The sequence below is a fragment of the Paraburkholderia rhizosphaerae genome (assembly GCF_004366595.1).
Classification (GTDB): domain Bacteria; phylum Pseudomonadota; class Gammaproteobacteria; order Burkholderiales; family Burkholderiaceae; genus Paraburkholderia; species Paraburkholderia rhizosphaerae.
On record NZ_SORE01000031.1, the window covers coordinates 47,632 to 70,331 of the forward strand.

Genomic DNA, 22,700 nt, shown 5'->3' on the forward strand with positions numbered 1-22,700 from the left:
TGCGCGGGCCACAACCTGAGGAGCGAATGAGATGACCGCGATTGTACGAATCGACGATGAGGTCGTCGACGATGCCGAGTTCATACGCTTGCTGAAATTGACGGGCCAGTTCGAGAGCCTGATCGAGCAACTGGTGCGTGAAAAGCTGACGGTGCACGCGGCAAGAAAACACGGCGTCACAGTCAGTGCCGATGAAATCCAGCAGCGCGCCGACCAGTTTCGCCGCGTACGAGGCCTGCACCGCGCGGCCGATACGAATCAGTATCTGGATGCGATGGGTGTATCGCTCGATCAGTTCGAGACGTTCATCGCCGATGGTTTGTATCAGGAAAAAATGCTCGACAGTATTGCCGACGATGGCGCAATCGGAGAGTACTTTTCGCTGAATTCGCCGAAGTTCGACGCAATCGAAGTCAGTCATATCGTGCTGGACAGCGAAGGCAAGGCGAAGGAGATGATCTCGTATCTGCACGACGATCCGGACAGCTTTGCGGAGATGGCGCGCGAGCATTCTATTGCCGATACCGGTTCGGCGGGCGGCGTGATCGGCAAGGTGCTGCGCGGGTCGCTGAAACCGGACATCGAAGCGAAGATATTCAATGCGGCCGTCGGCGATCTGCTTGGTCCGTTTGCATCGGCGGATCGCTCATGCTTCGAGATTTTCGCGGTGACCGCGAAGTATCCGGCCCAGCTCGATGCGGATGTCGCCGCGGAAATCAAGCGGCTGCTGCGCGAGGAATGGTTAATGGCGCGCGCGCAGGAACACATCATCGAGGCGCGCTGACGGCGTTAGCCGCCGCGCGCTATCGCACACGCCGCACAAGCACCGGATCGAACTGATATGGACGCTCCGCAAACTTCGCCGTCCACCGCCGAGTTTCTCGCGTCGGTCGAGATCCTGTCGCCGTTTTCGCGCGATGAACTGGAGCGGCTCGCCGCGCATGCGCAGTCGCGCTTCTATACGTTTGGCGAAACCGTGTGCAATGCCGGGGATCCGGCCGACGGGCTGTTCGTGATCAAGTCCGGATCGGTACGCATTTTCACCGATGAGCACGGCAAGGAAATCAGCATGGGCGTGCGCAAGCAAGGCGAGATCTTCGGCGAGATCTCGATGCTGCGTGCGTTTGTGCACGAGTCATCGGTGCGTGCATCGGCGAAAACGGAACTGCTGTTTATTCCGCATGCGGCGATTGAGCCGGTGATACTCGCCAATCAGGCGGCGCATGCTTTCGTTGCGAGCTATGTCGCGATTAATTCGGCGGGCGGCTTCGTTGCGCAACTCTTCGATCTGCGCGGAAAGCTGAACAAGGCGGAACTTGAAGAGTATGTGCGCAGCGTCGGCGTGAAACGCGTGAGCGCCGGCAAGGAAATTCTGAAACAGGATGCGCGTGATGACCGCCGGCTGTACGTGGTGCGGCAGGGGGAAGTGAAGCTCGTGCGCCATGAGGACGGGCATGACTATACGATCGCGACCTTGCGCGACGGCGAGATTTTCGGCGAAAAGGCGTGCCTGATGCGTCAGGAGCAAATGGCGTCCGTGATCGCGAGCACCGATACGCGGCTACTCGTCATTCCTGAGCGCACGGTGCACTTTATTCTCGAGCGCAACCCGAAGCTGCGCGAGGTGCTGGATGACCGGATACGCTATTCGGATCGCGAACTCGAACGCCAGAAACGCCTCGAGCAGCGGCGCAAGCTACCGCTGACGCTCGATCTGCACACGAAGCCGGAATTTGGCGAACGGGTGATACGCCGCTTTGCGCTGGTCGAGCAAGCGGAAGAGATGGACTGCGGCGCCGCGTGCCTCGCGATGATCTGCAAACACTATGGCATCCCGATGACGCTCGGCAAGCTGCGCGAGCTTGCGAATGTGACGACGCAGGGCGCGACGCTGGACAGCCTCGCGCGCGCCGGCGAATCGCTTGGCTTCACCACGCATGGCGTGCAGTGCACGTTCGACTCGTTGCGCGGCTTCGAGTTACCGTTCATCGTTCACTGGGAGGGTTACCACTACGTGATCGTGTACGGCGTGTCGCGCGACTACGTGTGGCTGGCGGACCCGGCGCTCGGGTTCAGAAAGCTCGCCGTCGAAGACTTCGAGCGCGGCTGGAGCGGCACCTGTCTGCTCTTTTCGCCGGGCGCGAACCTGATCCAACTGGCCGCGTCGCGCTCGCCGTGGCTGCGCTTTATCGGTTACCTGACGCCTTATCGCAAGATACTGGCGTACCTGTTTATGGCGACCTTCGTCATCCAGGTGCTGGGCGTGATTCCGCCGCTGATTATCCAGAACATCCTCGATGGCGTGATCGTTCATCAAAACATCGGTCTGCTGCACCTGCTGATTATCGGGCTGATCATCTCGAACGTGTTTTCGCAGCTGATGTCGACCATTCGCGCGTATCTGTCGAACTTTATGGTTCGCAATATGGACTTCGCGATGATGTCGCAGTTTTTCAAACATACGATGTCGCTGCCGTTTTCATTCTTTGCGAAACGCAAGACCGGCGACATCTTCGCGCGCTTCCAGGAGAACCAGACGATTCGCGCGTTCCTCACCGAGTCGACGGTGACCACCGCGCTGAATCTGCTGATGGTGTTCATCTACTTCGCGATCATGTTTTTTTATAACGTGAAGATGACATTGACGCTCATCGCGTTCGTCGTTCCGATCATCGCGTTGACCGTAATCGCGACGCCGAAAATCAAGGGCTACGCGCGCGAAGTGTTCGCCGCGTCCACCGATTCGAAGGCGTTTCTGATGGAGGCGCTGTCGGGCGTCGAGACGGTCAAGGGGATGGGCATCGAGCGTCCGGTCCGCTTGCGCTGGGAAAAGAAGTACGCGAAGGCGCTCGAAGTGCAGTACCGCGCGCACGCGTTCAACATCATGGTCGGCTTCGGCAGCCAGTTGCTGAATGCCGCAACGACAATCGCAATTCTTTGGGTCGGCGCGAACCTCGTGCTCGCACGTGAAATGACGATTGGCCAGCTGATCGCATTCAACGCGTTCATGGGCAGCGTGCTGAGTCCGTTGATGGGGCTCGTCGGCTTGTGGAGCATGCTGAATGACGCGGGCGTCGCGATGGAGCGGCTGGGCGACGTGCTCGATATCGAGCCGGAGCAGAAGCCCGCGGATCTTCAATCGCGCGTGATGCTGCCGGATTTGCAAGGCGAGATCAGCCTGAATGGCGTCTACTTTCGCTATGGCGATACCGATACGCCGTATGTGCTGGAAAACATCAGCTTCGATATCAAGCCCGGCGAACTGGTCGCGATCGTCGGGCGCAGCGGCTCGGGAAAAACCACGCTCGCGAAGCTGCTGGTCGGCTTCTATGCACCGAGCGAAGGCAAGATGACAGTCGACGGCTACGACCTCAACGTAATCGACAAGGCGTACTACCGCGCGCAAATCGGGTACGTAATGCAAAGTAACCTGCTGTTTTCGGGGACGATCGCCGAAAACATCGCGAGCGGCGACGATACGCCGGACCGGCGGCGTATCGAAGAAGTCGCGAAGATGGCCGATGCGCATGCATTTATCGCGAAGATGCCGCTCGGCTACGAGCAGGTGGTCGGCGAACGCGGCATTGGATTGTCAGGCGGACAGATCCAGCGGCTGTGCATCGCGCGGGCGCTGTATCACGACCCGCGCTTGCTGGTGTTCGACGAAGCGACGTCGGCGCTCGATACGCAATCGGAAAGCAATATTCTCAGCAATATGCACGACATCCTGAAAGGCCGCACCGCGGTGATCATTGCACACCGGTTGAGTACGATCATGCGGGCGGACAAGATCCTCGTGCTGTATGAAGGCGCGATTGTCGAGCAGGGGCGACACGAGGAACTGGTCAACCGGAAGGGCATGTACTACCAGCTCGTCCAGAAACAGTTGAGCGCATGATGAAGATACTCGACCAGCCGGAAGACAGCAGCCCCGCGATTTCCTATGCCGGGCTGATCGAAAAGATCGAAATTCTGCGCTCGACGTTGCGCTGGTCATCGCGGCTCGAACGCGCGGACATCGAAAAGCTGTTGCGTCAGGCCAGTACGCTTCGCGACGAGGTCATGCAGATGTCGCACAAGGAGCGCTTCGTGCAGGCTGCGGCGTCCGCGGAGCCTGAGCGTCACGCCGATCTGTCGCGCGCGGCGCGCCGCGAAGCGTTGCTCGCACGCAGCTTTATTTTCGAAGGGACGTTCGGCGATAACCCGAAGCTGCTCGAAGCGCTCGAAATTGCGGAAAAGGCGGCGCCCACAGACCTTCCGGTGCTGATCGACGGCGAAAGCGGCACCGGCAAGGAACTGATGGCGAAGGTGATTCATGCGAACGGAGGCCGCGCGGACAAGCCGTTCATTTCGGTGAATTGCGGCGCGATACCGGACAACCTGCTCGAATCGGAACTGTTCGGCCATCGCAAGGGCGCGTTTACGGGCGCGGTCGGCGACCGCAAGGGCAAATTCGAAAGCGCGCATACGGGCACGATCTTTCTCGATGAGATCGGCGAGTTGCCGCTGCCTGGACAGGTGAAACTGCTGCGCGTGCTCGAGGCGCATGAAATACAGCGGGTTGGCTCCGACGAACCGATCGCGGTGGATACGCGCATCGTCGCTGCAACGAACCGGAACTTGCGCAAGCTAAGCGAGCAGGGGATCTTCCGCGAGGACCTGTTCTATCGGCTGAGCGTAATCCACGTAACGTTGCCGCCGTTGCGCGACCGGCGCGATGAAATACCGCTGCTGTTCTCGTATTTCGGCGACGAAGCGGCGGGTATGCTCAAGCGCCGGCCGGTCCGGTTGACGCCGCGTCTGCGCGATTTTCTGCTGACTTATGCGTACCCCGGCAATATCCGCGAGTTGCGCAACATCATGTATCGAATCTCGTGTCTTGCCGGCGATATCGCGGATATCGAGCATTTGCCGCTCGACGTGCGGCCGACGGAGCACACGCCATCGGCGGCGGCAGCGGCGTTTGCGGCGCCGGTGAACGGCGAAGCCACGGGTATCGCCAATCTGCTTTCGCTAAGCGATGCAAAGCGCGCGGCTAGCGACGAAGCGGAGAAGGCGTTCTTGCAACGCGGTTTGCGTGAAGTTGGCGGCACTGTCGCGGAACTGGCGCGGCGTGTCGATATGAATCGCTCGCATCTGCAGATGCTGCTGAAGAAGCACGGGCTCCATTCGAAGGACTTTCGCCATCCGCAACCGACGCGCGGCGGAGTGCACAAGAACAGCGTAAATGACGCCGACGATAGCGAGGCCGATACGCTTTGAGGTGCCGACAGGTTTCGTTCGCACCTTAGGCTGGTTCATCCGCCGCGTGCGTCGACGATCAGCTTACCGGATTGATCAGCGTCTTGTCGGACGCATGCGGGTCTTCGGCCTGCACGACCACGACGGTGATGTTGTCGCGCCCGCCGCGCGCGAGAGCCATGTCGATCAACTCATCGGTTACGCGTCGGCAATCGTGCGGGGCGGAGGCGAGCGTCGCGCGAATTTCTGCGTCGGTCAGTTCATTCGACAGTCCATCGCTGCAAAGCAGAAACACGTCGCCGTCGGCCACTTCGATCGCGTCTTCGTCCACGGACAGACTGTCGGTCGCTCCCACCGCGCGCGTGATGATGTGGTGCGCCGGATGATTGCGCGCTTCCTCGTCAGTCAGCTGACCGAGCGCGCGCAATTCCTCGACATGGCTATGATCGCGCGTCAATTGCCGCAGTTGTCCGTGCCGGTATAGATAGATGCGGCTATCGCCGGCCCATAGATAGCCGCAGAAGCGGTCGCTGGCGAGCAGCACGACGACGGTGCTGCCGATACGCTGCACCTGGCGGCGCGCCGCTTCGTCGCGCAACTGCCGGTTCGCATCCAGCAACTGCGCGTGTGCTTGCGCGCAGCGCTGCTTGATGCCCGTGGCGTTGGGCATTTTTTCGAGCATATCGATGACTAGCCGGCTCGCCAGATCGCCGACCGCGTGGCCGCCCATGCCATCGGCGACTGCCCAGCGACCAACGGCCGGCTCGTCCAGACAGGCGTCCTCGTTGATGTCGCGGACGCGCCCAGTGTCCGAGCGCGCCGCCGACACCCAGTGAAAGTGGCTCGCGCAACTCACGGCATCGGTCACGCAGTATTCCGGCTAAGCGCGTCAGGCGACACGTGGATATTCGAGTTCGCGCCGTTATTGCGCACGTCGACAGTCTGGAACTGGTTGATCATCTGGTCCGCGTAGAAGTTGTTCTGCACTTCGTACAGGTTGACGACTGGACCCATGCTCGGCGTGGTTCTCACATACGGCGCAATCCAGCCGAATACCCACGCGCCGCTGCTGTTGCCGCCGCGGATCGCGGTCATCGCCTTGCGATCGAGCGCGAGGCTGTGTGAGAGATCATGAATAGCAATCGAAGCCATGGTGAGCCTCCGGGAGAGCCGTGACGAAGCGGCTACAAGTCAAAGGATAGCTGCGGCAAATGGCGCAAGGGGTATGCCAGTTTGTATCCGTTGCGGATACTCCGCGCTAAGGCATTGATTGTGTAGCGATCTTCGGATGCGCGGCCGTGCGTTCGCATCTGCGGGCGTCGCGATGCGTTCCGCGCTGGCCAACACAATCGCGCGCACGGCGTTGGTGGACCCAACACATTGCGCCGTGAATCCGTGCGGCAGCAAAGCGCGCACGATGCCTCTGAAATGATCGATCGCAACCAACAGTCGTGTGCCCGATGTGTTCGACTCGCACGCACATCTGTGCGTCACGTGCACCGCCATTTTTGCTGGCTTTGCCGATGAATCAATGACTTGCATGCGCTGGTCCGGATGATGCAAAAAAGCTCGCAACTGTGGGGACTTTCTGAACGGATCCGAGGCGAGCGATGAACACCTACCTGCCAGCGAACATCGAACATCAGCCGATGCGCAACGCGGCGGCCTGCGCGGTGAACGATGTCACGGTCTACGGCTTCGACGACGAACCGGCGCTCGGCGCTCATCTCGTCACGCAACGTCGTGGTTATGCGCACCACGGCATCTACGTCGGCGGCGGCAAGGTCGTTCATTACGCGGGTTATGCCGGCTCCGCGCATCGCGGCCCGGTTGCCGAGATCACACTCGAACAGTTTTCCGCAGGTCATCCGATCTCGGTGGAACCGCATCCGTTGCCGACGTTCTTCGGCGCCGAAGCGGTGCGGCGGGCCCGTTCGCGTCTTGGCGAAGACCACTATCGCTTGCTGACCAACAACTGCGAACACTTTTGCGCATGGTGTCTGTTCGGCGAAAGCCGCAGCGAGCAGGTCCATGCGTGCCTCACGCATCCCTGCGCGGGCCTGCGTGCGCTGCTGTACCTGATTACCGCATTCGCCGCGCGTGGCGCGAAGTGCAAGGGCGGCCAGCTTGCCGCACGTGCCGCGTGATGTCGCGGTTTGCCAAACAACAGCCGAGGGAGACCGACATGAATGCCACCGGAAAGACGCTGCATTGGGCCGTCGACAAATGGCTTGCGCCAACACCCGCGAGACCCGCGCGCGTGACGCGTTTCGCCCGCGGCGACGGACAGGGGCGTCGTTGCGTGCGCGTTGAAGCCGAGCAGCCGGGCGGCCTGATGGCGATCTTCTTCTTCCGTCATCGCGATGGTTCGTGGAATGTATTCCCGCCCGCGGTTGAGCGTCCGGCGATGAGCGGCTCGATAAGCACGTCGTCGATGGTCCGATGATCGCGCACTAATCGATGCGTGGGCTCAACCGTTGCGAACCCTGGTGATGCCTGAGCACCGCGACGATGAAGGGATGCGAACTGTGTAAAACATATGCTTATATTGCTTCGGTCAAGTTTCTACGCATAAAAATGCCGCCTGAATATCGGATGTTGATCCTTGGGTTTGGTCAGGTAACCGGAAAAAAGGGAGAAACTTGAATTGAGAGTGAGCGATTCATTCACGCAGCAGACTTCATACGCCGCGAGCGACGCCGCGGGCTCCTCCGGTACCGGAATAGTTGAAAGGCAGAAGCGATCGCCGGCGCCGCCTTCACCGCCATCGCCGTTGCTGCCAGGAAAGGACGAGTCTGCCGATCACAACAACGCGAAGCCAGGCGATGGGGGCGTAGCAAAGGTGCGGATAAGCGGAATAAAAATAAAAACACAATATTCGACGCGGGAGGTTCTTCAGATAGCAGGCGACGCGTTCACTGGACCGTTCACCAGCTTCATGAGGAGCGCGGGGGACCATGCAACGCAACTGTTCAGCGATCGCAGGTTGACGAAAGAGGAACAGGCCAACATCGACTACGTCGGAAAGGTGCTGGACAAACTGGCTGGCATTGCACCGGTGAATGGCGCGACCCAATTTGCCGGCACGATGGTCAACCACTTGAATCAAGCCATTCATGGCGATATGCCGACACCGGAACAAATGGGTGACCACATACATGGCGTGGTATCGATGTTCTCCGTTGAGCTCAAGATGCCCAACGCCGTCAAATTCGCGCCAGGGCGGGACATCCTTGAGCTTCCAGGTCAGCCGCCGGCTGCACCTGCGCCGGGTGGGACCTGGTCCTCGGCAATATCGCCACCCACGTCGGTTCGTCAAGGCGTGGCGACGATCAAGCGGTTAAAAGCGGCAGGGCCGGTCAACCTTGAGCCCGCGCGCGATGCAGGCGAAGATCAGCAGCGCATCGAACAATTCAAGCCGCGGTTCAGCTATTACCGGAACGACAAGGACACGTTGGACCTGCTCGAGCCAATTGCCGCAAGCAGGACAGACGCCGATGCGCGCGACGGCGTGCTGGCGGTCGGCAAGGGCGAAGACGCGACCTCTTACTTCCCGGAGGCGAACGCGTACGTCGGTAGAAACTGGACGCCGCGCGATGGGATTTCCGAACTGCAAGGCGCCAACATCATCAAGTTGGGACCGGGAAAAGACGGCGTCGCCGCGATGCGTCTGAACTTCGAAGACATCCCGCCGGGTTCGACCACGGTCGTGACCGGCGGGCCGATGCAAACCAGTACGATGCTGTTCGCGGCCGATCAAAAGAGCTTTTATGCGTATCATGCCGGGCGCTCGACCCGCGGCTGGTCGATGGCGGAGAATGGCGCGCGCAGTATTGTGAATGCGCATGAGTTGATGCGGCCGGACGATGCTTCGGTGTCTTCAACCTCGCTGAGCAATCGCGATCAGCTGGTGGCGGCGGCGCGGCAGTATCCGTTTTCGACGTTGATCCACTACGGCAAATACACGACGGATCCGCAGCGAAAAACGTCTGATGACCGCATCAATGCGGCTGACGATAGAGGCGACCCGGCACGGGCATCCTCGAAGATCTACAGCTATTTCACACCACTTAACGAGTATCCGCGGCCGATCGGCACGGCAGAGGCGGTGATATCGAAGAGCAAACAGGGCGTGGTGACGGTTCAGGTACTGGGCGAACGGGGCTATCTGGATTCGATGAAGCATCTCGGAGACGGAGCCGTCGGCTTTCGGTATAAGTCGATCGACAGTATGACCACGAGCTATACCGTACCGCCATCGACGCAGTAAAAAAAAATGCCGCCAGGACCGCGGCGGCTTAACAGGGGATGCGAACGATCTTGGCCCCCGAAGATTAAGCGAAACTTAAGACGCTGGACACGCCGCAAGCCCGCCGCCGCCGTGCACCTTTCAATTGCGAGCCGTCCTGATCGGCCACCACATGAACGCTGGCCGCGCTGCCTATGCTGTGGGGGCCGCGTGGTCGTGCCGCGTGGCAAGTCGACCGACCGCTTTCAAGGAGCGCGCACCATGCAGATTGTCGCGGGAACACCTTATCCGACATTATTGAAACGCCCCGACTTTACTTCCCCTCGGCCCGATGACGATGACGCGCCGCAGTCGAATGCCATTCCCGCGATGCAACGCGGGCCTGCGCAAAGAAATAGGGTGGAGACGAAACGAAATGCTTCCGGGCGACGCGAACCGTCGGTGAAACGGTCAGGTCGACGCAAAGTTCAGGACAATTCGGACGCGGCCATGCCTGCGCAGCCGAACGACACGCTCAAGCACTATCCGGACGCCGCTCAGATGGTGCCGCGTCTTTTGCACTTCGAACAACGCGTGCTCGAGATTCGAGAGCGAAAGCGCAGCGGCGGGGAACTGTCAGTCGACGAGACCGACGCGCTGAAGCTGTACGATGCGCTGCACGACCGGCTTGCGTTTCTGCACGAGCGTGTTTCCGCTGTGAAAGGCGAGCCGGTCGCGCATGCGCGCATCGAAGATCCGCCACGCGATGAGAAACAGCGGGAAAAGACGCAGCCGGTGAACCACGGGCCCGACGATGTTAAATATGTCGGCGGCGTGACGATCAAAGCGGACTATACGTTGCGGGACGTGCTGGCCACAACGGCGAATGCGGCGAAGTCTCCATTCGCGTCATTCGTTTCGAGCACGAAAGACCTCATCAAAAAGGCGACAACCGGGGAGCCGCTGAGCGCCACGGAAGAGCAGGAAATCTACCGTTATGCGGGTATCGCCGATGCGTTCATTGCGCTTACGCCAAAAGGCAACTTGATTCAGCGAGCCGGAGACGCGCTCGGCTCGTTGAGCGATGTGCTCGCCGGCGAAACACCTGACTCGGAAACACTGCAGAGCGATCTGACGAATTCGCTCAAATCGATTCAGCCGAAGCAGTCCACATCGACGAATAACGCGAGTACGCGCAAGTCCGGGACGCCCGTTGCGCCCGCGCAACCGGCGCAGCGAGCAGCCTCGAAGGCAAAGTCCGACTATGCAGAGCCGCAGGATTTCTTCGATTTTCCGCGGTTCAAGATTCGCTTTCCATTCGATGACCATTCGACACGGACGGTCGACGTGGTCCGCAAGTCCCGGTTCAATCCACCGCAAAGGCAACCTGACGGGCGCGTCGGCTATCCGTTGAGTCCGACTACGCCGCCTCGTTTGCCGGCAGAGAAAACGGGCAAGCCGGCCACGCCGCCTGTTTTGCCACCGGAGAAAGCAGGCGAGCCGGCCGCCGGCCCGAGTGGCGCGACGGGCGGCGAAGCTACGTCTGTGCCGGCAGGCGATGTGTTGAAGGCGACCGGAACGCCGACGAAGACCGATGGGCGGCGCGCCTCGGCGCCCGATGCGATGGGGCGTCCCAGCGGCGACCTGAGACGGATTGCGGGCAAAGGCCCAATCGGTGTGACGCTCGCGAGCTCACCGCTCGATGACAACATGCGGGTCCGTGACTTCAAAACCTCGTTCTATTTCTACAGAAAGGACCGGGATGTGAAGGACATGTCGGCCATGCGGGCCGTTCGCGGGACGGACTACGAGCATCGACGCGACGTGCTCGCGGTGGGCAACGGCGAGCAGGCCACATCGTACATCGCCAACTCGAAAATTAACGCCGGCACGTTCTGGGGCCACGGGCCCGCAAGTCACCTGCAGGGGGCGGAGTTGATCGAACTCGGCAATGGCCGCGATGGCGTTGGTGCGGTCAAGCTGCCGTTCGCGAATGTGCGGCCCGGCGCAACGGTTATCGTGTCCGGCGGGGCGATGAACGGCTGCACGATGCTGTTCGCCTCCGATGGCACATCGCTCTACGCGTATCACGCGGGCTCGACGGAGCTGTCGCCGGCCTGGCGGACTGCGCGTGAAGGCACCCGTAGCATCGTCGACGCGCACACGTTGATCGGGCCCAAGGATCACGCCGCCTACCGCTGGCATGGAACCCACGATGATCTGATCGTCGTCGGGCGCCAGTATCCGTTCTCCGCGCTCATCTATAGCGGTCAATACCTCGCCAACACGTACGCGCTAATCGGTGCGGGCAGCGTGCTTGGCGCTGTGGCGGGCCCGACGGAAACCATCCCGGGGTCGCATCTGCATGTTGCGCGGCATGCTTATGGATCGGGTGACAAGCCGAAATGGCACATGATGACGTTCAACTACTACGATCACGACGTTGGTCTGCGCACGATCGGCACCGCGGAGGCCGTGATCTCGAAGGATTTGAACGGGAAAGTCACAGTCAGCGTTCTCGCCGAAAAAGGCAAGCTGGATCGCGGTTCGTCGATTGGCGAACGGGGCGGCCCGATCGCGTATCGGTACAGGGCGGTCGATAGCGAATCGGCGGTTTACCATCCACCGGGTTGATCGTGCCGTCTGATGTGTCTACGCATCAGGCGGCACGCCGAGCAGTTGCAGCGCGCCGCCCGCTACTGCCGAGAACACTGGTCCGGCCACGGTTCCGCCATAAAACGCGCGGCCGGCCGGGTCGTCCACCATCACCGCGACGATCAGGCGCGGATCGCTCATCGGCGCGATGCCGACGAACAGCGCGCGGTAGCGGTTCTTCGCGTAGGTCGCGCCGACCTGCTTGCGCGCAGTGCCGGTTTTGCCGCCGACCCGGTAGCCTTCGATCGACGCGGCTTGCCCGGTCCCGCCGGGGCCCGTCGCCATTTCAAGCATCGCGCGAATCGCGGCGGCGGTCGCGGGCGTCGTCACGCGGCGCGCGTGCGATGACGGGCGGCCCGTGATATCGACGGGGTGGGGGTCTTTGACAACCGCGGCAACCTTACGCGCCGTTTCGGGCGGCGGCGCATCCGCCGGCGTTTCGCGCAGCAGATGCGCCGGCCTCAACATACCGTCACCGGCGTAGACGGTGTAGAGCTGCGCCAGTTGCAGCAACGATGTCGACAGCCCGTAGCCGTAGGCCATCGTCGCCTGCTCGATCGGTCGCCAGCGTTCGTACGGCCGCACCTTTCCCGCAGCCACACCGGGGAACGTCAGTTGCGGCGCGCGGCCAAGACCGTACTGTTGATACGTGGTCCAGATCGTCTGCGCGGGCAGATTCAACGCGAGCTTCGCGAGCGCGATGTTGCTCGATTTCTGCAGCGCTTCGGCGACTGTCATCCGGCCATGATCGGAGGTGTCGTGAATGGTGTTCGGGCCGATCCGGTACGAACCGGGCGCGGTATCGATCACCGTCTGTGGACGCACCTTGCCCTGGTCCAGCGACAACGCGACGACGACCGGTTTGATTGTCGAGCCGGGTTCGAACGTATCGACGACCGCGCGGTTGCGCAGCTGCCGCCCGGTCAGCCGCGCGCGATCGTTCGGATCGAAACTCGGATAGTTAGCAAGCGCGAGGATCTCGCCGTTGCGCGCGTCGAGCACGACAACGCTGCCCGCTTCCGCGCGATGCCTTGCGATGGCCGCTTTCAATTGCGCATACGCAAGCTGCTGGATGCGGCGGTCGATGGTCAACTGCACGGTCGCGCCGTTGCGCGCCGGCAGCAGCGGGCGCGTTTCAGAGACGACTCGCCCCAACCGGTCGCGGATCACTTCGCGCCGGCCCGGCACGCCGTTTAGCCGTTCGTTCGCGGACAGCTCGACGCCTTCCTGGCCGTTGTCTTCGATATCGGTGAAGCCGACCACATGCGCGGCGGATTCACCCTCCGGATAGAAGCGCTTCGAATCGGCAATCTGCGTGACGCCCGCGAGGCCGAGCTTGCCGATTTGCGCGGCGGTGTCGGCGTCTACCTGACGCTTGAGCAGCACAAACGACTTTTCACCCGACACGCGGCGCGTCACGTCGGCGAGCGGCAAATCGAGTAAGCGGGCGAGCGGCGCGAGTGATTCGTCGCCGATCAGCTTCGGCGATGCCCAGATTTCATAGGTGGCGAGACTGACGGCGAGCAGCGCGCCGTGGCGGTCGACGATGCGCCCGCGTGTCGCATCGAGTTCGATCGTGCGCTGATAGCGCTTCTGGCCTTGCTCGATGTAGAAGTCGCGATTGACGACTTGCACCCAGACTGCTCGTCCGGCGAGTGACGTGAACGCCGCGAACGCGATGAACACGATCAGCTTCGAGCGCCACGCGGGCAGGCGCGGTGCGAGCACCGGATGTTTCGCGACGCTCGCGTACGCGTGGGATGACTGCGCTTTCTTGTTCAGGACCATGGGTGCGGACGAGGTTGGGCACGCAAAGCAGCCAGATGCGCAGCGGTTCATGCAGATGCCGCGTCGCGTCCGCACCGATTGTAATTAAAACGTAATCCGAATGCGAGCGCGGCGCGGCAAGCGTTGCGGGACTGACGCAAGCGAGCCTCACCACGTCGCGCTCAAGCGCGAGGCCTACGCAGTCGCGCCTGACGCTCGCACGTCGCTGCTGCGTGCGCTGCCCGCGACGATCGGATAAACGATGCCCGCGACTATCGCGCCGACAATCGGCGCAAGCCAGAACAGCCACAACTGATCGACCGCCGCACCGCCAGCGAACAGCGCCGGACCGGTCGAGCGCGCCGGATTGACCGACGTGTTCGTCACCGGAATCGACACCAGGTGAATCAGCGTCAGGCACAGGCCGATCGCGATCGGCGCGAAGCCGGCCGGCGCGCGCTTGTCGGTCGCGCCGAGAATCACGAACAGGAAGAATCCGGTCAGCACCGCTTCGCAGATAAACGCGGATGCCATCGAGTAATGTCCAGGCGAACGCTCGCCATAGCCATTGCTGGCAAAGCCGCTGACCACGAGGTCGAAGCCGGGCTTGCCCGCGGCGATCAGCGACAACACCAGCGCGCCGAGAATCGCGCCGGCGAGCTGCGCGGCGATATACGGCACTACGTCGCGTAGCGGGAAGCGGCCCGCGGTGGCAAGGCCGATGCTGACCGCCGGGTTCAGGTGGCAACCCGACACATGGCCGATTGCATACGCCATCGTCAGCACGGTCAGGCCGAACGCGAGCGAGACGCCGACAAAGCCGATGCCAAGCCCGTGCTCGGGACCGGCGAAGCTGGCCGCGAGGACGGCGCTGCCGCATCCGCCGAGGACCAGCCAGAAAGTGCCGAACAGTTCGGCGGCAAAACGTTTGAATAGATTCATCGTATGGGCTCCCTGGGAAATTTCGACGAACGGGAGCGCGCGAGCGCGACTGCATCAGCGATGCAATCGATGCGAGTCGATCAATGGATGCGCGGCCGGCTCGCTCCCGAGCGCGAAGTTTAGGCACGCCCGCGGAAATTGACTGTCAAGATTTGTCAGCGTCGCGCGGGGCGGGCTGGGCAGGCGCGCCGCCGGTGTTTCGCCGGCGACGCAAAGCGGAGGAAAGCGGGGGAACGCGGGGCGAAGCGGTAACGGGTGAAGCCGATCGATCAGGCCGGCAACCTGAAGGTCGAGATCGCGTCGCGCAGACCGCTCACCTGATCCTTCAGCGAATGCGCGGCCGCGGCGGCCTGTTCGACCAGCGCCGCGTTCTGTTGCGTCACCTGGTCCATCTCGCCGACCGCGCGATTCACCTGTTCGATGCCCGCGCTCTGCTCGCGTGACGCACGGCTGATCTCTTCGAGAATTTCGTTGACGCGCCGCACCGATTGCACGATCTCGCCCATCGTCGAGCCGGCGCTCGCGACGAGCGTTGCGCCCGCGTCGACACTGCCGGTCGAGGTTTCGATCAGCGCCTTGATCTCCTTGGCCGCGGTAGCCGAGCGTTGCGCGAGGCTGCGCACTTCGGCTGCGACGACCGCGAAGCCGCGGCCCTGTTCCCCCGCGCGCGCCGCTTCGACCGCCGCATTCAGCGCGAGAATATTGGTCTGGAACGCGATGCCGTCGATCACGCCGATGATGTCGCCGATCTGCCGCGAGCTGCTCGTGATGTCGCCCATCGTCCGTACTACGTCGTCGACCACCTGGCTGCCGCGCGATGCCACGTCGGCCGCCTGGCTCGCGAGCTGCGCGGCCTGTGCGGCGCTATCCGCGTTGTGCTTCACGTTGTTGGTCATCTGGTCCATGCTCGACGCAGTCTGCACGAGCGCGGCCGCCTGTTCCTCGGTGCGCTGCGACAGGTCGGTGTTGCCCGCGGCGATTTCCGTTGCGCCCACATCGATATTTTCAGTGCCCACACGCACCCGCGAGACGGTCGCGACGAGTCCTTGCTGCATCGAGCGCAGCGCATGCAGCAAGCTTGTATGGTCACCGTGCGCGGCCGGAACATCGCTCGCGAGGTCGCCGCCCGCCATCCGCTGCGCGGCGGCCACTGCCACTTCAAGATCGCCGCCGAGCGTGCGCCGCACACTGCGTAGTACGAGCACCATCACGACGGTCGCGAGCGCGCCGAGCGCGAACGTGATTGCGAGCCAGCGTGCGAGGTTCGCGATAAACGCACTGCGCACGTCGTCCATATACATGCCGGTCACGAGGTACCAGTCCCACGGCGCGAAGCGCAGCGAGAAGCTCGTCTTCGGCACCGGCGCTTCGCTGCCGGGCTTGGACCACAGATAGTCGACGAAGTCGCCGCCGGGCTTACGGTCGCCGGATTTCACGATCTCGATGAACACATGCGTGCCGGCCGGGTCGACGAACTGCGCGAGATCCTTGCCGTTCAGCGCGGGCTTGATCGGATGCATCAGCATTACCGGCTTCGAATCGTTGACCGAGAAGTAGCCATCGGCGCCATAGCGAATCGCACCGACCGCGGCAAGCGCCTGCTTTTTCGCGTCGTCTTCGCTGATCGCATGCTGTTGCGACAGCGTGTAGAAGTGGTTGACGATCGAATTGGCTTCCTGGCCAAGCGTCATCAGTTGCGCGCGCCGTTCTTCGATCATCGATGCGCGGGTTTGCCACGCGCCGAATGCGCCGATCAGGATCAGGCCGATCCACAGCACGGCGATCATCGAGCCGAGTTTTTTGTTGAGCGTCATGGTCTGCATGTCCGGATGTCTGGATGAAGCGAGCAAGGGTGTCCGGCGACATCGCGAGGTTCAGTCATTCACATCGCCGCGCGCGTTTCTTCGCCTGACGGCGTTAACGGTCGCGTCGACGCCGCGCCGCAGCAGGGGAAACCCGTAATCGGGCAGCCCATTTTTTCAGACTGCTTTCATCTGATAAATCAATGCGTTGATAGCGGATTTGAAAAGACGGTCAACGGCTTGCCGCAGATGTATTCGAGATGTTCAGCGAGTTGGGTGAGACCACTGGAAAATCCACATTTTTCAAACTAATTCCATTTATTGCCATAAACGCCCTATCAGAGCGGCGTGACGGTTCTATTTCCGATATAGTCGCCACCTTTGGTTGTCATGAAATAGCCCGTGTTCGATCCGGGCCGCCTATTCCGATTTGAATAAAAACCGCCTTTTTCAATTCGATATTTCCCTGGACGAGCAGGCGCGCAATGCGCTTTGCGGCACGCCTGCGCATGCGTATGTGCGAGCCGGCGGGGACCGCATTTCCGAAGATTTTTCCAACGACGTTGCGCGAGCAACAGATGACATTCAACCGCCACTTCAGCGGTCAGCAGGAGCCAGATAATGAATGCACGCGAGCCTTCTTTTTCCGTCATGTCCCGCAGCGCGCGGCTGCGTCAGATGCTGACGAGCAACGAACTTGAATTCCTGATGGAAGCGCATAACGGCCTGTCGGCGCGTATCGTGCGCGAAGCCGGTTTCAAGGCGATCTGGGGCTCGGGCCTGACGATTTCCGCGCAGTTCGGCGTGCGCGACAACAACGAGGCGAGCTGGACCCAGGTGGTCGATCAGCTCGAATTCATGGCCGACGCAAGCGACCTGCCTATCCTGCTTGACGGCGACACCGGTTACGGCAACTTCAACAATGTGCGACGCCTCGTGCGCAAGCTCGAACAGCGCGGCATCGCCGGCGTGTGCATCGAGGACAAACAGTTTCCGAAGACGAACAGCTTTATCAACGGCGAGCGCCAGCCGCTGGCGGACGTCGAAGAGTTTTGCGGCAAGATCAAGGCCGGCAAGGACTCGCAACTCGACGACAATTTTTCGATCGTCGCGCGGGTCGAGGCGCTGATTGCAGGCTGGGGCATGGAAGAAGCGCTGCGCCGCGCGGAAGCGTACCGGCTTGCCGGCGCGGACGCGATCCTGATGCACAGCAAACTGTCGAAGCCCGACGAGATTCTCGAGTTCGCGCGTGAATGGGCCGGCCGCAGCCCGATCGTGATCGTGCCGACCAAGTACTACAGCACGCCGACCGAAGTGTTCCGCAAGGCGGGCATCAGCGCAGTGATCTGGGCGAACCATCAGCTGCGCGCGGCGGTGTCCGCGATGCAGGCGGTGGTCAAGGACATCTATGAGCATCAGACGCTCGTCAACGTCGAGGATCGCGTGGCGACCGTCAACGAGATTTTCCGCCTGCAGGATGCGGACGAATATTCGGAAGCCGAAGAACGCTATCTGTCCGCGTCGCGCGCATCGGGCTCCGCGGTCGTGCTCGCGGCGAGCCGCGGCAAGGGTCTCGAAGCGGTGACCACCGATCGTCCGAAGGTGATGCTGCCGATCGCCGGCAAGCCGCTGTTGCGCTGGCTCGTCGATGCGTTCAAGAAGCAGGGCGTCAACGACATCACCGTGGTCGGCGGCTATCGTGCCGACGCGATCGACACCGCAGGCATCAAGCTTGTCGTCAATGACCAGCATGAAACGACCGGCGAACTCGCGTCGCTCGCGTGCGCGCTCGACCGCTTGCAGGGCGACACGGTGATCTCGTACGGCGATCTGCTGTTCCGCAGCTACATCGTGCGTGACCTCGTCGAAAGCGAAGCAGCGTTCAGCGTGGTGGTCGATTCGACCGATGCGTCGGAAACGCATGCGGCGAATCGCAGTGTGCGCGATTTCGCATGGTGCTCGGCGGGCGACGACCGCGATCTGTTCGGCAACAAGGTGCTGCTGCGCCGCGTATCCGGCAATGAAACCGATGCCCCGGCGGGCGCGGCGTCGAAGGCGCCGCAGGGCCGCTGGGTCGGCTTGATGAATGTGCGCGGCGCGGGCCTCGCGCGGCTGCAGGAAGTGATGTCGCAACTGCGCACGCGCGCCGATTTCGCGTCGCTCGATATGCCGGTGCTGCTGAACGCGCTGATCGAAGCCGGCGAAGAGGTCGAAGTGCAATACGTGCATGGTCATTGGCGCGGCGTGAACGATCTCGAAGACTTCCGTCGCGCGGGCGATTTCGCACACGCGCAAACGCCGCTCGCGCAAAGCGGCGGTGCCGATGAGGGCGCACGATGATCGAAGCAGCGCAGTTCGTCGAAGCGGCGCGCGAGCGCGGCTTCGACTGGTATGCGGGCGTGCCGTGCTCGTATCTGACGCCGTTTATCAACTATGTGCTGCAGGATCCGAATCTGCACTACGTGTCGGCGGCGAACGAAGGCGATGCGGTCGCGTTGATCGCCGGCGTGACGCTTGGTGCGCGACGCGGCGTCACGATGATGCAGAACTCGGGTCTCGGCAATGCGGTGAGCCCGCTGACGTCGCTGACCTGGACTTTCCGGCTGCCGCAGCTGCTGATCGTCACGTGGCGCGGGCAGCCCGGCGTGCCCGATGAACCGCAGCACGCGTTGATGGGTCCGATCACGCCGGCGATGCTCGATACGATGGAAATTCCATGGGAAACGTTCCCGACGGAAGCCGCGCAGATCGGCCCTGCGCTCGATCGTGCGATCAGGCATATGGACGATACGGGCCGGCCGTATGCGCTCGTGATGCAGAAGGGCAGTGTCAAGCCGTATGAATTGAACGCCGACGATGCGGCGCGACGCGAAGCGCGGCCGGCAGCGATTACGTCTGCGCGCGGCGTTGCGCCGGATGCACTGCCGACGCGCAACGAAGCGCTGCAGCGCGTGATCGCGCATACGCCGCTCGAATCGACGGTCGTGCTTGCATCGACGGGCTTTTGCGGCCGCGAGCTATACGCGCTCGACGACCGCGCGAATCAGTTGTACATGGTGGGCTCGATGGGCTGCCTCACGCCATTTGCGCTCGGCCTTGCGCTGGCGCGGCCGGACCTGCACGTGGTCGCGCTCGACGGCGACGGCGCCGCGCTGATGCGCATGGGCGTGTTCGCGACGCTCGGCGCCTACGGTCCCGCGAATCTGACGCATGTGCTGCTCGATAACGGCGCACACGATTCGACGGGTGGCCAGGCGACCGTGTCGACGCAAGTGTCGTTTGCGGGTGTCGCCGCGGCTTGCGGGTACGCATCGGCAGTGGAAAGCGATCAGTTGAGCGTGCTCGACGAGGTGCTCGCCGCGCCGCGCACCGGTGACGGCGCACGCTTTGTGCGGCTCGCGATTCGTCGCGGCACGCCAGACGCGCTGCCGCGTCCAACCATCACGCCGCCCGATGTGAAGACGCGCCTGATGCGCCACATTAGCGCGCTCGCGCGATAACGCAGGGCCGCGCAGGAAGTCTGGAAAGGATACGAAGGAGAACCCCGATGTTGCTGCTGAACCCCGGTCCGGTCACGCTGAGCGCGCGCGTGCGCAACAGCCTGTTGCAGACCGACCTGTGCCACCGCGAAAGCGAGTTCTTCGATTTGCAGGATGAAGCGCGCACGCGTCTGCTGCAAATCTATGGACTCGACCCCGCGCAATGGACCGCGGTGCTGATGACGGGTTCCGGCACGGCCGCGGTCGAAAGCATGGTGGCCGCGCTGGTGCCTGAGAACGGCAAGCTGCTGGTCGTCGAGAACGGCGTGTATGGCGAACGGATCACGCAGATCGCGATGCAATACCGGATCGCGCATACGGTTGTGAAGCATGATTGGATGCAGGCGCCGGACGTCGCGCGTATCGCGGCCGCGCTCGATCAGGATCGTTCGATTACGCATGTCGCGGCGATTCATCACGAAACGACGACCGGGCGCTTGAACGATTTGCGCGCGCTGGCCGCAGTATGCCGCGAGCGTGGCGTGCGGTTACTGATCGATGGCGTGAGCAGCTTCGGCGCCGAGGCGATCGACTTTGCGGATACGACGCTCGCGGCAGTTGCCGCGACCGCGAACAAGTGTCTGCACGGCGTGCCAGGCGCGGCGTTCGTGATCGTGCGGCGCGACGCGCTGGCCGTTGCGGCGAGCCGCACTTACTACCTCGATCTCGGGCGTCTCGCGCGTTTGCAGGATCAGCGCAACACGCCTTTTACGCCGTCCGTGCACGCGTATTACGCGCTTGTCGAAGCGCTGCGCGAATTGGCCGATGAGGGTGGCTGGACCGCGCGGCATGCGCGTTATGCGGCGCTCGCCGAGCAGGTATGGGCGGGCCTGGCGGCGCGGGGGATGGCGAGTGTGTTGCCGCGGGAGCAATCGTCGGTTGTATTGCGAGCGTACCGGTTGCCGGCTGGCGTCGCGTATCCGCAATTGCACGATGCGTTGAAGGCACGCGGGTTCGTGATCTATGCGGGGCAGGGGGGATTGTCCGCCGAACTGTTCCGGATCTCGACGATGGGCGACATTCATGCCGCCGATATCGAGCGGTTGCTGCAGAGCTTTGATGGGTTGACGAATTAACGGCGCGTCCCGGATCGGACCGCGACGCTCCACCCGATTCAGGTCCGGTAGAAGGCTGGAGGTCCTTGCTTCATAAGACTTCTGGCCTTCTTTATGTCCACTTAGGGCAACGATAAGAATGTCGTGCTCCCGGCTGCACGCGTGGGCGTAACGGTGACTGTTTGATGGTGTTTCGCTGCTACGCGACAAAATCGACGGTTTCGGTGACGCTGCGCGACAAATAGGGCGAGGCAACGTGAATTCTTTCGCTGGAATGCGACATCATCCTCGAAAACCGGAATGCGCTAAATCGCAGTTCTTCGCTGCTACGCGACAAAATCGACAGTTTCTGTGACGCCACGCGACAAATCCCGCAGTTCGGCGGCGTGTTCTTCGCTGGAACGCGACAGCCTGCCTGACTTAGCTAGTAAACGTGCTTTTTCGCTGCTGCGCGACAAAATCGGCAAATCTGGCGACGCTACGCGACAAATTGGGCCAATCACGCGATAAGATGTGACGCTACGCGACAAAGCCGCGTCCCTTACGCCCTTATCCCTATGTCCACGACCCTCGAGCCCGTCACGCAGGACGTCATCTTTGTCTCGCGCCTTTCCGCCGCGGAGCGCAGAAGGGTTCAGCGCCTTGCGGCGGGCGGTGCGCTGATCCGGGTGTCCAAGGGGGTGTACGTCAGCAACGAGGGCGGGGCAACGGAAATCGAACGGCGCGTGCGCGCGCACTGGATGGACATCGGCGGCATGCTGATTCCAGGCGGCGTCGTTTCTCACATCAGCGCGATTCGCGGTCAGCCGCAGGACCACGTGTGGACAGTCTCCCATCCGACGCTGGTTCGTAAGAAGCTCGAACTGCCAGGGCTCGCTTTTCAGCTCGTCGAAGGCCCGGGGCCGCTACCAGGGGACATGCCGCTTGGCCAAAGCGGCTTGTACTGGTCGAGCCAGGCTCGTGCGCTGCTGGAGAACCTGGGGCGCAAGGCGCCGCGCCGGGTTGGTCAGGAGGAGATCGAGGCCTGGCTTATCAAGCACCTGAACGCATCAGGGGAGAAGCTTCTCAACGAACTGCGGGATCGCGCGGCGTCGCTGGCCGAGCGGCTGAAAATGCCGGAGCAGCTTGAGGTCTTGCGCGGCATGATCGGCGAACTTCTCGGGACGCACGAGAAGGGCGAATTGAAGACGCAGGAGGGCATCCTCGTATCGAGGGGGAAATCGGTTGATTGGGAACGCATCGAGCGTTTTGGACTGCTGGCGGCTCATCTGAGAACTGCCGCGCTACCGCGCATCGAGGAAACGGTTCCGATGGGCGTCGCGCGACACAATCGTGCGTTTATCGAATCGTATTTTTCGAACTATGTCGAAGGCACGAGAACCTGTCCGCATTTTTGTGGGTGAGGCGGTTAAAGGAATCGTTAGCCGCGCGCCTGCGTGAATCGATCGCCAAACAGAATAGCAAACTGATT

At 62.1% G+C, this 22,700-nt stretch carries 17 protein-coding genes; 11 read left to right on the forward strand and 6 right to left on the reverse strand.

The genetic code is table 11. From position 1 onward, the window contains the following. Positions 1–31 precede the first annotated feature (31 nt). Genes BX592_RS29350 through BX592_RS29360 form a run of 3 tightly spaced genes read left to right on the forward strand, consistent with a single transcriptional unit; the run spans position 32 to position 5,262 of the window. Positions 32–784: a peptidylprolyl isomerase gene (locus BX592_RS29350; protein WP_134196797.1), complete on the forward strand. Its 753-nt coding sequence runs from the start codon at positions 32–34 to the stop codon at positions 782–784. A gap of 57 nt (positions 785–841) precedes the next feature. Then, a complete protein-coding gene (locus tag BX592_RS29355; RefSeq protein WP_134196798.1) occupies positions 842–3,898 on the forward strand; it encodes a peptidase domain-containing ABC transporter in 3,057 nt (1,018 codons plus the stop codon). Further along, a complete protein-coding gene (locus BX592_RS29360) occupies positions 3,895–5,262 on the forward strand; it encodes a sigma-54 interaction domain-containing protein (protein ID WP_134196799.1) in 1,368 nt (455 codons plus the stop codon). The genes BX592_RS29355 and BX592_RS29360 overlap by 4 nt, the downstream gene beginning before the upstream one ends. A 58-nt stretch (positions 5,263–5,320) precedes the next feature. On the opposite strand, the gene BX592_RS29365 is transcribed toward BX592_RS29360, so the two are convergent. After that, the gene (locus tag BX592_RS29365) at positions 5,321–6,097 is read right to left on the reverse strand and encodes a PP2C family protein-serine/threonine phosphatase (protein ID WP_134196816.1); all 777 of its coding nucleotides are present in this window, start codon (positions 6,095–6,097) and stop codon (positions 5,321–5,323) included. A gap of 8 nt (positions 6,098–6,105) precedes the next feature. Then, positions 6,106–6,393: a hypothetical protein gene (locus BX592_RS29370; protein WP_134196800.1), complete on the reverse strand. Its 288-nt coding sequence runs from the start codon at positions 6,391–6,393 to the stop codon at positions 6,106–6,108. Between the two features lie 458 nt (positions 6,394–6,851). Between BX592_RS29370 and BX592_RS29375 the strand changes: the two genes are divergently transcribed. The 4 genes from BX592_RS29375 to BX592_RS29390 all read left to right on the forward strand — a co-directional run bounded on the left by BX592_RS29375 (position 6,852) and on the right by BX592_RS29390 (position 12,103). Next, complete coding sequence (locus BX592_RS29375; RefSeq protein ID WP_134196801.1) at positions 6,852–7,388, forward strand: lecithin retinol acyltransferase family protein; 537 nt, start codon at positions 6,852–6,854, stop codon at positions 7,386–7,388. Positions 7,389–7,426: 38 nt separating this feature from the next. Then, positions 7,427–7,687: a hypothetical protein gene (locus tag BX592_RS29380; protein ID WP_134196802.1), complete on the forward strand. Its 261-nt coding sequence runs from the start codon at positions 7,427–7,429 to the stop codon at positions 7,685–7,687. 207 nt (positions 7,688–7,894) lie between these two features. Then, entirely contained in the window at positions 7,895–9,511 is a 1,617-nt protein-coding gene (locus BX592_RS29385; RefSeq protein WP_134196803.1) for a cytotoxic necrotizing factor Rho-activating domain-containing protein, read from the forward strand. Positions 9,512–9,979: 468 nt separating this feature from the next. Next, positions 9,980–12,103 (forward strand): cytotoxic necrotizing factor Rho-activating domain-containing protein, encoded by a 2,124-nt coding sequence (locus tag BX592_RS29390; RefSeq protein WP_166676500.1) that lies wholly within the window; start codon positions 9,980–9,982, stop codon positions 12,101–12,103. 18 nt (positions 12,104–12,121) lie between these two features. Here BX592_RS29390 and BX592_RS29395 read toward each other — a convergent pair whose 3' ends face one another. The 4 genes from BX592_RS29395 to BX592_RS34065 all read right to left on the reverse strand — a co-directional run bounded on the left by BX592_RS29395 (position 12,122) and on the right by BX592_RS34065 (position 17,288). Continuing rightward, a complete protein-coding gene (locus tag BX592_RS29395; protein WP_134196805.1) occupies positions 12,122–13,912 on the reverse strand; it encodes a peptidoglycan D,D-transpeptidase FtsI family protein in 1,791 nt (596 codons plus the stop codon). 174 nt (positions 13,913–14,086) lie between these two features. Further along, positions 14,087–14,833, reverse strand: coding sequence for an aquaporin Z (aqpZ, locus tag BX592_RS29400; RefSeq protein WP_134196806.1), 747 nt, complete (start codon positions 14,831–14,833; stop codon positions 14,087–14,089). Positions 14,834–15,102: 269 nt separating this feature from the next. Beyond that, positions 15,103–16,647, reverse strand: coding sequence for a methyl-accepting chemotaxis protein (locus tag BX592_RS29405; RefSeq protein WP_134196807.1), 1,545 nt, complete (start codon positions 16,645–16,647; stop codon positions 15,103–15,105). A gap of 326 nt (positions 16,648–16,973) precedes the next feature. Beyond that, entirely contained in the window at positions 16,974–17,288 is a 315-nt protein-coding gene (locus tag BX592_RS34065) for a hypothetical protein (RefSeq protein ID WP_166676499.1), read from the reverse strand. On the opposite strand from BX592_RS34065, the gene aepX reads away from it, so the two are divergent. From aepX to BX592_RS29425, 4 genes are all read left to right on the forward strand, one after another. Continuing rightward, a complete protein-coding gene (aepX, locus tag BX592_RS29410; protein ID WP_134196808.1) occupies positions 17,257–18,975 on the forward strand; it encodes a phosphoenolpyruvate mutase in 1,719 nt (572 codons plus the stop codon). The genes BX592_RS34065 and aepX overlap by 32 nt on opposite strands. Continuing rightward, positions 18,972–20,135, forward strand: a complete 1,164-nt coding sequence (aepY, locus tag BX592_RS29415; protein WP_134196809.1) for a phosphonopyruvate decarboxylase — start codon at positions 18,972–18,974, stop codon at positions 20,133–20,135. Before aepX ends, aepY begins: the two co-directional genes overlap by 4 nt. Positions 20,136–20,182: 47 nt before the next feature. Beyond that, the gene (locus tag BX592_RS29420; protein WP_134196810.1) at positions 20,183–21,250 is read left to right on the forward strand and encodes a 2-aminoethylphosphonate aminotransferase; all 1,068 of its coding nucleotides are present in this window, start codon (positions 20,183–20,185) and stop codon (positions 21,248–21,250) included. 536 nt (positions 21,251–21,786) lie between these two features. Beyond that, on the forward strand, positions 21,787–22,632 hold the full coding sequence (locus BX592_RS29425; protein WP_134196811.1) for a hypothetical protein: 846 nt from the start codon (positions 21,787–21,789) through the stop codon (positions 22,630–22,632). Positions 22,633–22,700: the final 68 nt, after the last annotated feature.